This is a genomic window from Phocaeicola sp. RTP21198st1_B8_RTP21198_201120, from assembly GCF_040929485.1.
Classification (GTDB): domain Bacteria; phylum Bacteroidota; class Bacteroidia; order Bacteroidales; family Bacteroidaceae; genus Phocaeicola; species Phocaeicola dorei.
On sequence record NZ_JBCOCI010000010.1, the window covers coordinates 45,118 to 60,586 of the forward strand.

Genomic DNA, 15,469 nt, shown 5'->3' on the forward strand with positions numbered 1-15,469 from the left:
TTAAAGGATTGATTCTATGAGAAAAATCATCGGTTTTCGCACTTTGTGCGTAAGTTTGGGAATATGGGTGGGGACTTTGGTGGTATCTGCTCAAGGTGAGTTTAAGGCATTACCTTGGAGGCAAAGTACCGCTTATAATTCTTATCTGATGCGTGATGTGCATCGGCAGTTTGCCGACCGGCAGTTTGCCATTCAAAAAGCGTTTGCTTCTCCTGCCGGGATGCAGAAGTATCTGGAGGGTTGCCGTGAACGATATAAACAAATAGTAGGTACTTTTCCTGAAAAAGGGAGTTTAAATGCTCAGGTGGTAGGGAAGGTACAAGGTACGGGTTATCATATAGAGAAAATAATTTTTGAAAGCAAGCCCGGCCGCTATGTCACAGCACATCTTTATATGCCAGAGAACACGACTGTTCCTGTTCCGGCGACATTGGAACTTTGCGGACATGGATTGAATGGCAAAGGTCCTTCGTCTCATGCCGCTATGTTGATGGCATCCAATGGTATTGCTGTGCTGGTGGTAGATCCCATAGGCCAGGGAGAACGGTTGCAAATTATTGATAGGGAAGGAAAGCCGCTGACACGGGGGGCTACTACGGAACATACCTTACTGAATGCGGGCTTTAACTTGCTTGGTACTAGTTTGGCAGCACAGGAATATTGGGATAATCATCGGGCTTTGGACTATTTACTGACCCGTAAGGATATTGATCCGGAGCATATCGGAGTATATGGATCTTCTGGCGGTGGCACTCAGACCGCTTATTATATAGGTTTGGATCCCCGTGTAAAGGTAGCGGCTATTTGTAGTTTCTTTTCTACCCGAGAACGTACTATGGAGTTGCAAGGTCCTTCCGATGGTTGCCAACATATACCATACGAAGGGCGTGAACAACTGGAGGTACCTGATTTTGCTTTAATGATGGCTCCACGGCCTTTATTGATTTTAAGCGGTAAATATGATTTTGTCGATTTATGGGGTGCGCAACAAGGATTTGCTGAATTACAACAGTGCTATAAAGTCTTGGGAGTTCCCGAAAAGGTGGATATGCTGACAGTAGAAACCGGTCATGGACTTGGAGCTGAAAAAAGGCAAAAGTTGGTCAGTTGGTTCAAGCGTTGGTTGAAAGATAATCAATCTCCGGTGAAGAAAGTGGCACAAGACCGTTTTCAGTTGTCAGATATGCTTTGTACGACTAAAGGACAGGTGAATGTATCTATGCCTGGAGCACTCAGTATTATGCAGGAAAATGTGAATCAGCTGGATGAGTGGGCTTCCAAGCGTGAGACGTTTCTTTCGAAAGGAAAGAAAACTGTTCAAACAAAGATGCTGGATTTGTTAGGTCTTAAAGGTCTTCCTGACCATAAAATAAGAATTGAGGCAACCGGACATGATTCAATGCGTGAATATGAACAATATAAGTTTCAGCTCATAAGGGAAGGGGAGATGCCTGTTCCTTGTATTCTTATCATGCCGTCCAGAGCGAATGCTGATTCTCCTATTGAGTTAAGGTTGCAGGAAGAGGGGAAAGGAACTTATTTGAGTGAATATGCGAATTTTGCTGCTGCCTTGACGGAAGGAAAAATTTTGTTGTTGGCAGACTTGCGCGGATTGGGGGAAACAACAGATCCTGCATTTTATACGGATGCTAAATATTGGAACCGTGAATATCGTAATGCAATGATCAGTATGCATATAGGGCGTCCTATTATGGGACAACGGGTAGTCGATATCCTGACTTTGCTTGATTTTTGTTCAGAACATGAACTTTTGAAAGGACATCCCGTCAAAGTATTTGCCAATGGTATTTATGGTCCAGCTGTAATTCATGCTGCTTATTTGGATGAAAGAATCAACAGTGTGGAGATAACACATAGTGTGAAGACTTGGAAGGAATACATTGAGAAGCCTATGCAGTGGGATATGTATTCTAATGTGTTGTATGGTGCTTTGAAATATTATGATTTACCGGATTTGATAAGGTTAAGCAATCGTCCCATCCGTTTTGCAGATTAAAAAACAGAATTTATCTCCACTGTAGGAGCATATTAAATGTCCTGAAGGCACAACAATCTGCTCCTGCAGTGGATGGAATATATGGCTTGTCTATTTCTTTTCCAGGAAATCAGCACGCATCGGGCTGAAACAATCTATCAGCATACCCGGCTCCAGGCATACACAACCATGCACTGCATCTGGTTCCTTATACAGACAGTCACCGGCCGATACAATTTTTTTCACACCATTGATGGTGAACTCAAATTTTCCACTTTCTACATAAGTGACTTGTGAATGGATATGATGGTGAACAGCTCCTACAGCTCCCTTTTCAAATTTTACTTTAACAACCATGATGTCATCATTGTAACCCATGATTTGGCGCACTACACCTTCGCCTGCAGGTTCCCATTCTTTGCCTTCTGCAAAAATGAAGTTTTCACTACCTGTTTTCATAACCTTTTTTTCAGTGTTTTTGTTTGTTTCTTCAGTACACTCTTTGTCGCTCTCTTTTTTTTCACTTTGTGCATTGCAGCTCTGCAATATTAGTGGTGCCATCAGGGCACAAGCATACAATGCGGTTCTTACTTTACGATTCATGATCTTGCATTTAATATAAAATGAATAACTAAAACTTTTCTTCAAATATATATAATATATAAGGAGAGTGGTTCACCGTGATTAAAATATACGAGGAAAAGACCAAATATTACAATCCCATACCCTAAAAAATGGCTTATTTTGCTTCATAATGATATTCAAACTTGAATCAAAACACTACAACAACAATGAAAAGCACATTAAAGAAGAGATGGGGAAGAATTGCCCTTTGCTTGTGTATGGCAAATTTTGCTTGCGCAGGTATGGCTCAAACTAATAAAAAGTTAGATGACCAAGTGATAAATACAATGAAAACCGCCACTCAGTTTATGATGGATAAAGTGAGTTATAATGGTGGTTTTGTATGGAATTATTTGCCGGATATGTCCCGCTCATGGGGAGAGATGGAAGCCAAGAGGACAATGGTTTGGATTCAGCCACCGGGAACTCCTTCTGTCGGTCATTTGTTGCTTGACGCTTATCATGCTACAGGAGATGAGTACTATTATGAAGCTGCCCAAAAAGTGGCTAACACTTTGATTTGGGGGCAGCTTGAATGTGGAGGATGGAATTATGTATTTGATTTTGCAGGAGAGAACTCGTTAAAGTCCTGGTATGATACCGTTGGTAAAAATGGCTGGCGTCTGGAGGAATTTCAACATTATTATGGAAATGCGACTTATGATGATGCGGGTACTATGGAGGCTGCTAAATTTCTACTTCGTATGTATGTGGAAAAAAATGATCCTGCTTTCCGTCCGGCTTTGGAGAAAACCATTGATTTTGTTTTGAAAAGTCAATATCCGGTGGGTGGATGGCCTCAACGTTATCCTTTGATGTATGATCACCCTTTTCAAGGTAAGAAAGATTATTCGTCTTTTATTACTCTGAATGATGATGTGATTCCTGATGCGACCGAGTTTTTGATTCAATGCTATCAAGCAATGGGGTTGCAAGGGGTAAAGGAGCCTATTATGCGTGCTATGTACTTGATGATTTCTCTTCAACAAGGGGAACCTTATGCAGGCTGGGCGGACCAATATACAGTAGATGATTTGAAACCGGCTCATGCCCGTTCTTATGAACCGCGCAGTGTGAATACCGGTACTACCGTCCGTCTTATCAATTTAATGATGGATTACTATAAACTTACAGCTGATACTCGTTTCCTGTCGGGGATTCCTGCTGCAATTCGTTTTTTGGAATCAATGAAATTACCGGAATCGGATGTGAAGAAATGGAAGCGTCAGTCTACTAATCCGGAAGCTATTTTGGTTCCTCGTTTTGTTGATCCTGATACAGGTAAACCACTGTATGTCCATCGTAAGGGAAGTAATGTGAAAAATGGAACGTATTATATTGATCAGAATATAGAAAATACAATAGCTCATTATAATTCGGCAATTTTTGTGAATCCTGGTGAACTGCGTCGCCGTTATGAGGAAGTGAAGAAACTTCCTGTATCCGAGTTGGCGAAGAATTCACCTTTGCTACAGGATCATTTGGTTCCTTTACCTAAATATTATACTCGTTTACGTGGAAAAGCTACGGAAGAAGTTGCCCGGAAATTGGTGCAATCACTGACTAAGGACGGTTGCTGGCTCTCTCCTTTAAAGTCAACCTCGAACCCGTATAAGCCATATACTGTTTCAGGACCTAGTGAGGAAACGAAATATATAGCTACTTTTGTAGGGGACGAGCACGATACATCACCTTATCCGTGTACTACCGGAGAATTGTGCATCTCTGTAGGGGATTATATTGATAATATGATAAAATTAATTAGTTACCTTGAAAAGTAAAAGTTTGTTAGGTATAGGTTTATGAAGAATGCTGTAATTTGTTTATTGTTGTTCGGGATATGTCTGACGGTTTCTGCTCAAGAAAAGGTGGAAACCGTCTCTATGCGTTATGAAACGCAGAATGATATGCCGCTGTTTTATCAGAAGCTGAAAGAAAGTCTGACTTATTCTATGGCATGGGGGAACTCTTCTATCCGAAATTTTGAAAAATGGCGTGAAGAGGCTAGAAAAGTTTTGTTGGATTGTATGCAGCCTGCTCCTCCTGTAGCGGCTTTTGATAAAGAAGTGATAGATATTGAGCGGAGGGAAGGGTATACAGTGGAAAAAATTCTGTTTAATGTTTCGGAATATTCCCGTGTTCCCGCTTATCTGTTGGTCCCTGAGGGGAAGGGACCATTTCCTGCAGTGTTATTACTTCACGACCATGGGGCCCATTTCTCAATAGGGAAAGAGAAGATGGTACGTCCGTTCGGTGTGGAGGCATCTGTGACAGCCGATGCGGATGATTGGGCGGAAAGATGTTATGATAAACAGTATGTGGGTGATTATCTGGCAAGCCATGGATATGTAGTGCTTGCTGTGGATGCCTTGTTTTGGGGGGAACGGGGACGTAAGGAAGGAGTGCGCTATGACTCACAGCAAGCGTTGGCTGCCAATATGCTACAGATGGGAATGTCATGGGGGGCCTTGATTGTTTGGGATGATATCCGTAGTGCTGAGTTTTTGGCTACATTGCCTATGGTCAGTAAAGATAGAATAGGTACTATGGGCTTTTCTATGGGAGCACATCGTGCTTGGATGGTCAGTGCCGCTACAGATGTGGTGAAGGCAGGCGCTGCTGTGTGCTGGATGAATACTACAGATAGCTTAATGACACTTACCAATAATCAGAACAAAGGCGGGTCTGCTTATTCCATGATTATTCCCGGAATACGGAATTGGATGGATTATCCTCATGTGGCATCTATCGCCTGTCCCAAACCGATGTTGTTCATCAATGGTTTGCGGGACAAACTTTTTCCTGTAAAGGGCGTTGAAAGCGCTTTCTCTACCATGCAGGATGTATGGAAGGGTCAATCGGTAGAAAATCTATTGACTACCAAGTTCTATGATTTGCCTCATTTTTGCAGTAAGGAGATACAGGCTGATATACTTGAGTTCTTTAATCAAAATTTAAAATAGAAAGCGATGAAAATTAAGATGTTGATGGCATTTGTTGCCTTGTTGTTATTTTCTGCTTTTACGGCAGACCACACAATTACTATTTTTATGATAGGTGACTCGACTATGGCCAACAAATCCTTAGAGGGAGGTAATCAGGAACGTGGATGGGGCCATGTGCTGGGAGGATATTTCAGTGAAAATATTCGTGTGGAAAACCATGCTAGAAATGGTCGGAGTTCTAAAAGTTTTATTGATGAAGGATTATGGGAGGTAGTAATTAATAAAGTAAAGCCGGGTGATTATGTTTTTATTCAGTTTGGGCATAATGATGAGAAGGTAGATGAGAAACGTCATACTGATCCCGGATCTACTTTTGATGCCAATCTACGCCGTTTTGTAAAAGAAACACGTGCCAAAGGAGGAATTCCCGTTTTGTTCAATGCTATAGTTCGCCGTAATTTTCGGAATAATAAAAATGCGGTGGCCGAAGATGATGTGCGCAAGGATTTGTCAAAGGGGGGTGTTTCTCAAGATGGAGAAGTGCTGATTGACACTCATGGAAAATATTTGGATTCTCCGCGCAATGTGGCAAAAGAATTGGATGTGCCTTTTGTGGATATGAATAAGATAACGCATGATTTGGTGCAGAGAATGGGGTCGGAGGCCTCAAAAAAATTGTTCATGTGGATTCCTGAAGGCGTGTGTGCAGCTTGTCCGAAAGGCCGTGAGGATAATACGCACCTGAATGTATATGGGGCGCGTACTATTGCAGGTTTGACAGTGGATGCTATAGCTAAAGAGGTTCCTGTATTGGGGCCTTTTATACGTCATTATGATTTTGTTGTGGCAAAAGATGGCAGTGGTGATTTCTTTACCATTCAGGAAGCGATCCATGCTGTTCCCGATTTTCGTAAAGCAGGACGCACTACTATTCTAGTCCGTAAAGGGGTATATAAAGAGAAAGTGGTTATTCCTGAAAGTAAGATTAGTATTTCTTTGATAGGTGAGGACGGAGCAATTCTGACAAATGATGATTTTGCTTCTAAAAAGAACTGTTTCGGAGAAGAAATGTCTACCTCCGGTTCATCAACCTGTTATATCTATGCTCCCGATTTCTATGCTGAGAATATCACCTTCGAGAATAGTGCCGGCAGAGTAGGGCAGGCAGTGGCCTGTTTTGTTAGTGGAGATCGCGCTTATTTCAAAAACTGTCGTTTTTTGGGAAATCAGGATACTTTGTATACTTATGGCAAAGACAGTCGTCAGTTCTATGACCATTGTTATATAGAGGGTACGGTGGATTTTATTTTTGGCTGGTCTACGGCATTGTTTAAGGATTGCACCATCCATAGCTTGGGTGATGGTTATGTTACCGCTCCTTCTACAGATCAAGGCAAGAAATATGGTTATGTTTTTATTGGCTGTAAATTGACGGGTGTGGTTGAGGCTCAGAAGGTGTATTTGTCCCGTCCTTGGCGTCCTTATGCACAGGCTGTCTTTATTCATTGTGATTTAGGAAAGCATATTCTTCCGGTGGGGTGGAACAACTGGGGCAAAAAAGAAAATGAGGAAACCGTATTCTATGCTGAATATCAGAATACAGGAGAAGGGGCGGCTACCGCTTCGCGTGCTTCGTTTGGAAAGCAACTGAACGATATCAGTAATTATAATGAAGCACAGATTTTGGCAGGTGATGACGGATGGAATCCTGTGGAAAATGGAAATGTATTGTTGCAGAATTTAAAGAGATAAGCTGTTTTTTCTTCATGTAATAATACTTTGTCACTGTAGGGATGGATCTTATTTACCCCTATGGAAAATGTCAAGGAAGAGTGGAATGATAAAAGGGGTATTTAACTTTGCCCCTTTTATTTTTTTAGGAACTTGTATGTCGGTATCTCTCGTTTTTTATGTATTTTTGCCATACTATATATGAAAATCTACGAAATGAAAAGACACATTCTGTTTATACTTACTTTGCTGTTCTTTTTTTATGCAAAAAGTCAGCCTAATTGTATCTTTACTCATTATTCTTCGGAAAACGGTTTGTCTCAGAACTCTATCATGAGCATGGTACAAGACCATAATGGAGTGTTATGGTTCTCTACTTGGGATGGAATCAACCGGTTCAATGGTTATGACTTCAAAGTTTATAAAGCCAGACAAGGGAATAAAATTACTATGACTAACAACCGGGTAGACTTATTGGAAGTAGACCCTTATAATTATATTTGGCTGCAAACGTATGATTACCGTGTGTATCGTTTTGACCAAAGAACAGAGAAATTCGAACAAATTCCTGCAGAAGGTGAAGAGGAGGGCATGCGTTTCTCTTCTATTAAAATATTGCCCGACAGTGTCATTTGGCTACTTTCTGAAAATGAGGGGGCTGTCCGTGTGAAAACAAATCCTAAGGATTACAGTGTAACCACTCAAGTATATGCTACTCATAGTCATGGAGGAAATGCCGCTCACATTAATCAGGTTTTTAGCGATGCTTATAATCAAGAGTGGTTACTTACTGATAACGGTCTGCTAAAGATTACGAATGATAAAGAAGAGCCTGTTTCTTATTTTGTGAATATCCAATCAGGCAAAGATGAATCCGTACAGGCTTTCTACTCTTTTTGCAGTTATGGTGACGAACTTTATTTTGGATCAGACAGGGGACGGATATGGTGCTATTCTTTGCAAAATGAAATCTTTCGTCTTTGGGAATTGCCGGTAAAGGATAAAGTGATTGCTATAAATGAAATAAAAGGTACGGGACTGTTGATAACAACTGCCCATGAAGGATTGATATTGTACCATTCGGATACAAAAGAGTGTAAAGTCTATAATAAATCCAATTGTCCCGAATTCCCGGCAGACGCTTTCCGTTCTGTTTATGTTGACAGTAAGCAGGAAGCATGGTTTGAGATGACCGAATGGGGAAAGGTTTGTCATTTCAATCCTTTGACGGAAGTATTTAAGCAAGAAAAGATGCAAGTGGAGCCTCGTGGTGCCGATCGTTCCTATCCCAGTTTTCATATTTGTGAGGACTTGAACGGTAATTTGTGGGTACATCCGCAAGGAGGAGGGCTTTCTTGGTATGACAGGGAGGCAAATCGGCTGTTACCTTTCTACAATGACCCCGATTCACCTGATTGGCACTTTTCTAACAAATTACATTCTATGTTATCCGATAAACAAGGCAATCTTTGGTTATGTACTCATTCTAAGGGGTTGGAGAAGATTACTTTTTTAGGAAGCCAGTTCCATATTTATCCCCGCATGGGGCACAGTTATGACTTGAATGCCAATACGGTACGTGCGTTGTTTGAAGATAGCGAACATCGCATCTGGATGGGAAAACGGGACGGTCAGATTGAAATTTATTCTTCTGATTTAGATTTTCAGGGTATTCTGACTGAAGAGGGGATTATAGCTAAATCTGGTAGGCCGTTAAGTGGAGTTCCTTATCATATCATGCAAGATTCTCGCGGAAACATTTGGATTGCTACTAAAGGGGATGGTATTATTCTGGCAGAAAAGGAGGGGGCACATTTTAAGTTTACTCGATTCAAATATGATGAAGATGATATTTATAGCCTGAGTCATAATAGTGTTTACTGGTTACATGAAGACAAGCATGGACGTATTTGGGTGGCAACTTTTGGTGGAGGGTTGAATTATATTCAGAAAACTCCTGAAGGGAAATATGTGTTTATTAGTTCTAGAAATAACCTGAAAGGTTTTCCGTATGACCGTTGTTATCGTGTACGCCATATCACTTCTGATAAGAAGGGGAATATATGGGTGGGGAGCAGTGATGGCGCACTTAGTTTTAAAGAGGATTTTAAGGATCCGGAGTCGATTGTGTTCCATCTTTATGCACGTATCCCCGATGATATGAATTGTCTGAGCAACAATAACGTATATCGGGTTGTAACCACTTCTCAAGGAGAAGTTTATTTAGCTACATTTGGTGGTGGCCTTAACCAACTTGTTTCCATGAACGGAGAAGGGGGAGCTGTATTTAAATCCTATACAGTGAAGAATGGTCTGCCTTCAGATATCCTGTTGTCTGTAGAAGAGGATGACACAGGAAGCTTGTGGATAAGTACGGAAAACGGATTGAGTAAATTTATTCCGTCCGAACAACGTTTTGAGAATTATAATGAAAGGGATTTTGGTGGTAAGATACGTTTTGAGGAGGGAACGTCGTTGAATCTTAGTTCCAGCACCATTTTGTTTGGTACCAGTCGTGGCGTGCTTTATTTTGAACCAGAGCATATTAAGAAGAGTAATTATGTACCATCCATTATTTTAGGTACTTTGAAGATATCCAATCAAGAGGTAGTTCCAGGGGTATCAGGAAGTTTGTTGCGGCAATCACTCAATAATACAGAACATCTGGTACTTTCACATAAGGAGAATATTGTAACCTTATCGTTTGCTGCATTGGATATGATTTATCCTGAAAATATCCGTTATGCTTATCGTTTACGCGGATTTGATAAAGAATGGAATTATGTAGACAGACAGCGTACCGCTACATATACTAATCTTCCGAAAGGAGATTATGTTTTTCAGGTTAAATCGACCAATAGTGATGGTGTTTGGGTAGAGAACGAGCGCAGTTTGAGAATCACCATTCAGCCTTCGTTTTGGGAAACAGCTTGGGCTATGGCAATTTATATTCTTGCTTTTCTGTTGATTCTGTTTTCAGGAGTATATATATTGTTTACTATTTATCGTCTGAAACATGAAGTGTCTGTGGAACAGCAGGTTTCTGATATAAAACTTCGTTTTTTTACAAATATTTCTCACGAACTTCGCACTCCGCTAACGTTGATTGCAGGTCCTGTAGAATATGTTTTGAAAAACAAGACTTTGCCAGATGATGTACGTGAGCAATTGCATGTAGTAGAACGTAATACCGACCGTATGCTTCGCTTGGTGAACCAAATTCTTGATTTCCGCAAAATACAGAAAAATAAAATGAAGTTGCGTATAGAACAGATCGATATTGTTCCTTTTGTACGCCATATCATGGATAATTTTGAATCGTTGGCCGAAGAGCATCATATTGATTTTGTATTCGAAAGTGAAATGCCTTCCTTGAAACTGTGGGTAGATGCGGATAAGCTGGAAAAGATTGTCTTTAATCTGCTTTCCAATGCTTTTAAGTATACTCCACAGGGTAAGATGATTACGCTTTTCATTCATGAAAATGAGCATAATGTGGCGATTGGTGTACAGGATCAAGGTATAGGAATTTCTGAAAGCAAGAAAGCTTCTCTTTTTGTCCGTTTTGAAAATCTGCTGGACAAGAATTTGTTTAATCAGCAAAGCTCAGGCATCGGTCTTTCTTTGGTTAAGGAATTGGTGGAACTGCACAAAGCGACTATCCGTGTGGATAGTAAAGAGGGGGAGGGCAGCTGTTTCACGGTTGAGTTTTTGAAAGGTAAAGAGCACTATACGGAGAATGTGGAGTTCATTCTCTCTGATTCTGTCGAAATGAGGCCGGAAGAGGTGGAAGAACCAGTTCAGGGACATGAAGAGAAAAGGAATGAAAGTAAAACGATGTTGCTGGTTGAAGATAATTTGGAACTTCGTTTCTTTTTGCGTAGTATCTTTATCTCAAATTTCAACGTCATAGAGGCTGTTAATGGGGCTGATGGTTTGGATAAAGCTTTGAAGTTTGTTCCGGATATTATTATTAGTGACATCATGATGCCGGAAAAGGATGGTATTACTATGACAGAAGATTTGCGTGCTAATATGGCGACCAGTCATATTCCAGTGGTTTTACTGACGGCTAAAACGGATATGGACAGTAAGTTGGAGGGTATGGAGCTGGGAGTTGAGGATTATATAACGAAGCCATTTAGTGCCACTTACCTGAAGGCTAGGGTGGAGAATATTTTGACACAACGTGTCAAGTTACAACAGTTGTATTGTGCGAATCTGATGAATATTCAGCCTGTTCCGGAGGAAGAACAGCAAACACAGCCTGAGATGTCTTCGCATGACCGTAAATTTATGGAAAAACTGACGGAATTAATGGAGAAGAATATGGATAATGGCGATTTGATAGTGGATGATTTGGTACAAGAACTTGCGGTGAGTCGTTCTGTCTTTTTCAAGAAACTGAAAACCCTGACAGGACTTGCCCCCATTGAGTTTATTAAAGAGATGCGTGTGAAACGTGCCGCGCAATTGATAGAAAGTGGTGATTATAATATGACGCAGATTGCTTATATGGTAGGTATTAATGATCCTCGTTATTTCAGCAAATGTTTTAAACAACGTTTTGGTATGACACCTACTGAATATAAAGAGAATGCAAAAAATAAGCGATAACTTTTGCTGCTATTTGTTAGTTCTTGCAGCGTTTATTTTTTAATTATTTCTTAAAGGGTATGTTTAAGTGTCGGGTATTTCTTTTGTTATGTGAGTGAGTTGCTCATGTTATTTTATTATTTTTTCGAATATGTAATGGGGGTTTTTCTGAATTTTTAGTCTTTTACATAGATAATGAACTAAAAAGAGGAAAAAGATGAAAAAAGTAATTTTATTTATGGTAGGTGTTTTGGCGAGTCTGATGTTGAGTGCTCAGTCTCGTTGGAGTGTTACGCCGGAAGCCGGCTTGGTAGTGAATAAGGAAAATGAAGGGACATCAGTTACATTAGGTTTTAAAGCTGGTGCCGGTGTATTGTATCAGTTAAAGGAAGGGGTGGGAAAAAAGCCTTCTTTTGGCTTGAAGTCCGGAGTTTATATCTTAATGCAGAAAGGTGGGTATCATCCTATGAGTTGGGGAAACATATCAACAGGGGGAGGATTTAGCATGGATTATGAAAAAACGGATGTTGAGTCCACGCGTTATTATTTGCAATTGCCTGTTATGGCTCATTGGGGTTTTAAACTTTGTGATGATGTGCGTCTTAAATTAGCAGTAGGGCCTTATGTAGCTGTAGGAATTGGTGGACGCACTCATGCTTATGTTTCTTCCTCAAAATATAATATAGATGAAGAAACAGGTGTTGGACAGTATGAATATCGGAATGATTATTACCGGTTTGGCACATTTAAAGGAAAAACAGTAAATGAGGAATTTGGTTTTGAGGCGTCCCCTCGTTTGGATTGGGGAGGAACGGCTTCTGTCGGGATTGCTGTTAAACGGATTTCATTTACTATCGGGTATGATTTGGCTTGGGGAAAATATAATAAGGAACAGAATGATTTAAGGATACGGAATCATATGGTTAGCTTTATTTCAGGGTATACTTTTTGATAAGAAAAAGGATAAATGAAACAAACATACACAAAATTTCTTGTTTAAGATTGTTAAATGAAGAATTTTGTGTATGTTTGTTTTTTCATAAACACGATAAAAGTTCAATCTATGAGGAAAATGCTATTCATTACCCTTTTAATGGGCGGTCTGTGTACGACTGTCTCTGTTGCAAAGGCACAGGAACGCTTGCCAGAATACTTGCAGGCAGAGAAGTACACACAAGAAAAATTGAACACCATGTTGTTTTCTACTGTGGTGGATCCGCATTGGTTCCAGAAAGGTAATAATTTCTGGTTCGAGTACAAAACAAGTGAAGGAACCTTTTGGTATGTGGTTGATCCGGTTGCCCGGACAAAGAAGCTTTTGTTTGATAGGGATGAATTAGCTTCTCAGCTTACTGAAATTGTAAAAGATCCCTTTGAGGCACGCCATTTGCCAATTATAAATCTGAAAGCGAAAGAAGATGGGCGTACCTTTACTTTTGAAGTAAAATCAACAAAAGATGCGACACCAAAGACAGAAGGTAAGGATAAGAAAGACAAAAAGAATGAGAAGGAAATCTTTTATTTTTCTTATGACTATCCTACTCGTAAATTGACTCATTTGAAAGATAAAGAAGACGACCTGAAGAAAATCTATTGGGGATCAGTTTCTCCTGATGGTAAAACGGTGATTTATGCCAAGGATTTGAATTTGTATCGCATGAGTCGTGAAGATTATGAAAAAGCGAAAAAAAATGAAAAGGATAGTACGATCGTGGAAATCCAGCTTACTACAGATGGCATGAAGGATTTTGGCTATGGTATTCCCTATAGTATGCTTAATACAGATACTTTATGTAATGGCAAGCGTCGTCGTGTAGGTGGAGTGTGGTCTCCGGATTCACGTTATTTTGCTATGACAGTTTCTGACGATCGCGCTGTGAAAGAATTATGGGTAATAAATTCGATGGCCCATCCGCGTCCCACATTGGAAACTTATAAATACCAGATGCCGGGAGAAAAGGAAGCTCCCATAGAACATCTGTACTTGTTTGACTTGGTTGATAATAAACGTAAGGAAATTAAAGTAGCAGCTTATAAAGATCAAAGCATTGGCCTGGAATACAAACCAATGATGCAAAAACAGCGTGATATGGAAGATCAGGCTGTCGTTTGGCAGGGTGATAACAACCGTTTTTTTCTGACTCGCAGCAGCCGTGATTTACATCGGATTGATGTTTGTTCCTATACGATAGGACAGGATTCCGTTGTACCTGTTATAAAAGAACGGATGAATACCTATCAGGAAACTCGTCCTTTAAGAGTCTTGAATGGTGGAAAAGAAATTATTCAATGGAGTGAGCGTGATGGTTGGGCACACCTTTATTTATATGATGATCAGGGTAATTTGAAAAATCGTATCACAAAAGGTCCCTGGCACGTGGAGGAAATCTTGAAAGTAGATGATAAGGCGCGTGTGATTTATTTTACTGCTAATGGAATGAATGCTAAAGAACATCCTTATTATGAACATTTGTATCGTGTGAATTTGGATGGCAGCGGTTTGAAACTACTGACTAAAGGGGATTATTTCCATCGTGTGGAAGTGGATGATGATGCTCGTTTTGTGGTGGATAATTATTCGCGTGTAAATACAGTGCCTTGCGCCATCCTGCTGGATACTAATGGCAATAAAGTAATGGATATTCAGGAGAGTGATTTTTCACAGCTTTTTGCTGCCGGTTATAAATTTCCGGAAATATTTAAAGTAAAGGCGGCTGATGGTGTGACAGATTTGTATGGTGTGATGTATAAACCTTTTAATTTTGACTCAACTAAGGTTTATCCTATTGTGGATTATGTTTATCCTGGGCCACAGGTGGAAGGTGTTTATTATCCATTTACCCGTATGAGTCCCCGTACCGACCGTTTGGCACAGGCCGGATTTATTGTTATTTCTGTAGGACAACGTGGCGGGCACCCTAGCCGCTCTAAATGGTATCATAATTATGGATATGGAAATATGCGTGATTATCCGCTGGCCGATCATAAATATGCTATCGAGCAATTGGCGCAGCGTCATCATTTTATAGATATAGATAAGGTTGGTATTCATGGACATTCGGGAGGTGGATTTATGAGTACGGCGGCTATGTGCCAATACCCGGATTTCTTCAAAGTGGCTGTTTCTTGTGCCGGAAATCATGATAATAATATCTATAACCGTTGGTGGAGTGAAACGCATCACGGCGTAAAAGAAGTAGTGAGTGAGAAAGGGGATACAACTTTCGTTTATAAGATTGCTACTAATCCTGAAATAGCGAAGCAATTGAAAGGAAATTTGTTGCTGATTCATGGTGATATTGATAATAATGTACATCCAGGCAATACCTTACGGGTAGTTGATGCATTGATTCGTGCCGGGAAACGTTTTGATATGCTGATTCTTCCTCAACAGCGTCATGGATTCGGCGATATGAATGAATATTTCTATTGGAAACTGGTAGACTACTTCTCCGAACATCTGAAAGGGAGAAGTGAAAAATCGGTGGATATACCGAAACGGTAGATTTAGGATAATTGCCGGACGAATATGAAAGGAGCACAGAGGGTTCGTGTCATTAAGATACCTTTGTGCTCC

The 15,469-nt window shown here is 40.3% G+C and carries 8 protein-coding genes; 7 read left to right on the forward strand and 1 reads right to left on the reverse strand.

Features of this window, described 5'->3' with window-relative positions; genetic code table 11:
• The first annotated feature begins 16 nt into the window (after nucleotides 1–16).
• Nucleotides 17–2,017 (forward strand): alpha/beta hydrolase family protein, encoded by a 2,001-nt coding sequence (locus tag AB5935_RS06975; protein ID WP_038611273.1) that lies wholly within the window; start codon nucleotides 17–19, stop codon nucleotides 2,015–2,017.
• A 90-nt stretch (nucleotides 2,018–2,107) separates the two neighbouring features.
• Here AB5935_RS06975 and AB5935_RS06980 read toward each other — a convergent pair whose 3' ends face one another.
• Complete coding sequence (locus AB5935_RS06980) at nucleotides 2,108–2,599, reverse strand: cupin domain-containing protein (RefSeq protein WP_007836458.1); 492 nt, start codon at nucleotides 2,597–2,599, stop codon at nucleotides 2,108–2,110.
• A gap of 188 nt (nucleotides 2,600–2,787) precedes the next feature.
• Between AB5935_RS06980 and AB5935_RS06985 the strand changes: the two genes are divergently transcribed.
• From AB5935_RS06985 to AB5935_RS07010, 6 genes are all read left to right on the forward strand, one after another.
• A complete protein-coding gene (locus tag AB5935_RS06985; RefSeq protein ID WP_007856028.1) occupies nucleotides 2,788–4,401 on the forward strand; it encodes a pectate lyase in 1,614 nt (537 codons plus the stop codon).
• Nucleotides 4,402–4,422: 21 nt separating this feature from the next.
• Nucleotides 4,423–5,583 (forward strand): dienelactone hydrolase family protein, encoded by a 1,161-nt coding sequence (locus AB5935_RS06990; RefSeq protein ID WP_038605642.1) that lies wholly within the window; start codon nucleotides 4,423–4,425, stop codon nucleotides 5,581–5,583.
• Nucleotides 5,584–5,589: 6 nt separating this feature from the next.
• The gene (locus AB5935_RS06995) at nucleotides 5,590–7,317 is read left to right on the forward strand and encodes a pectinesterase family protein (protein WP_038611270.1); all 1,728 of its coding nucleotides are present in this window, start codon (nucleotides 5,590–5,592) and stop codon (nucleotides 7,315–7,317) included.
• 195 nt (nucleotides 7,318–7,512) lie between these two features.
• Nucleotides 7,513–11,913 carry a hybrid sensor histidine kinase/response regulator transcription factor gene (locus AB5935_RS07000; protein WP_007856026.1) on the forward strand — a complete coding sequence of 1,467 codons (4,401 nt, stop codon included), beginning with the start codon at nucleotides 7,513–7,515 and terminating at the stop codon, nucleotides 11,911–11,913.
• Nucleotides 11,914–12,109: 196 nt separating this feature from the next.
• Nucleotides 12,110–12,844 carry an outer membrane beta-barrel protein gene (locus AB5935_RS07005; RefSeq protein ID WP_007856025.1) on the forward strand — a complete coding sequence of 245 codons (735 nt, stop codon included), beginning with the start codon at nucleotides 12,110–12,112 and terminating at the stop codon, nucleotides 12,842–12,844.
• 111 nt (nucleotides 12,845–12,955) lie between these two features.
• Entirely contained in the window at nucleotides 12,956–15,397 is a 2,442-nt protein-coding gene (locus AB5935_RS07010; protein ID WP_007840602.1) for a S9 family peptidase, read from the forward strand.
• The last annotated feature ends 72 nt before the right edge of the window (nucleotides 15,398–15,469 follow it).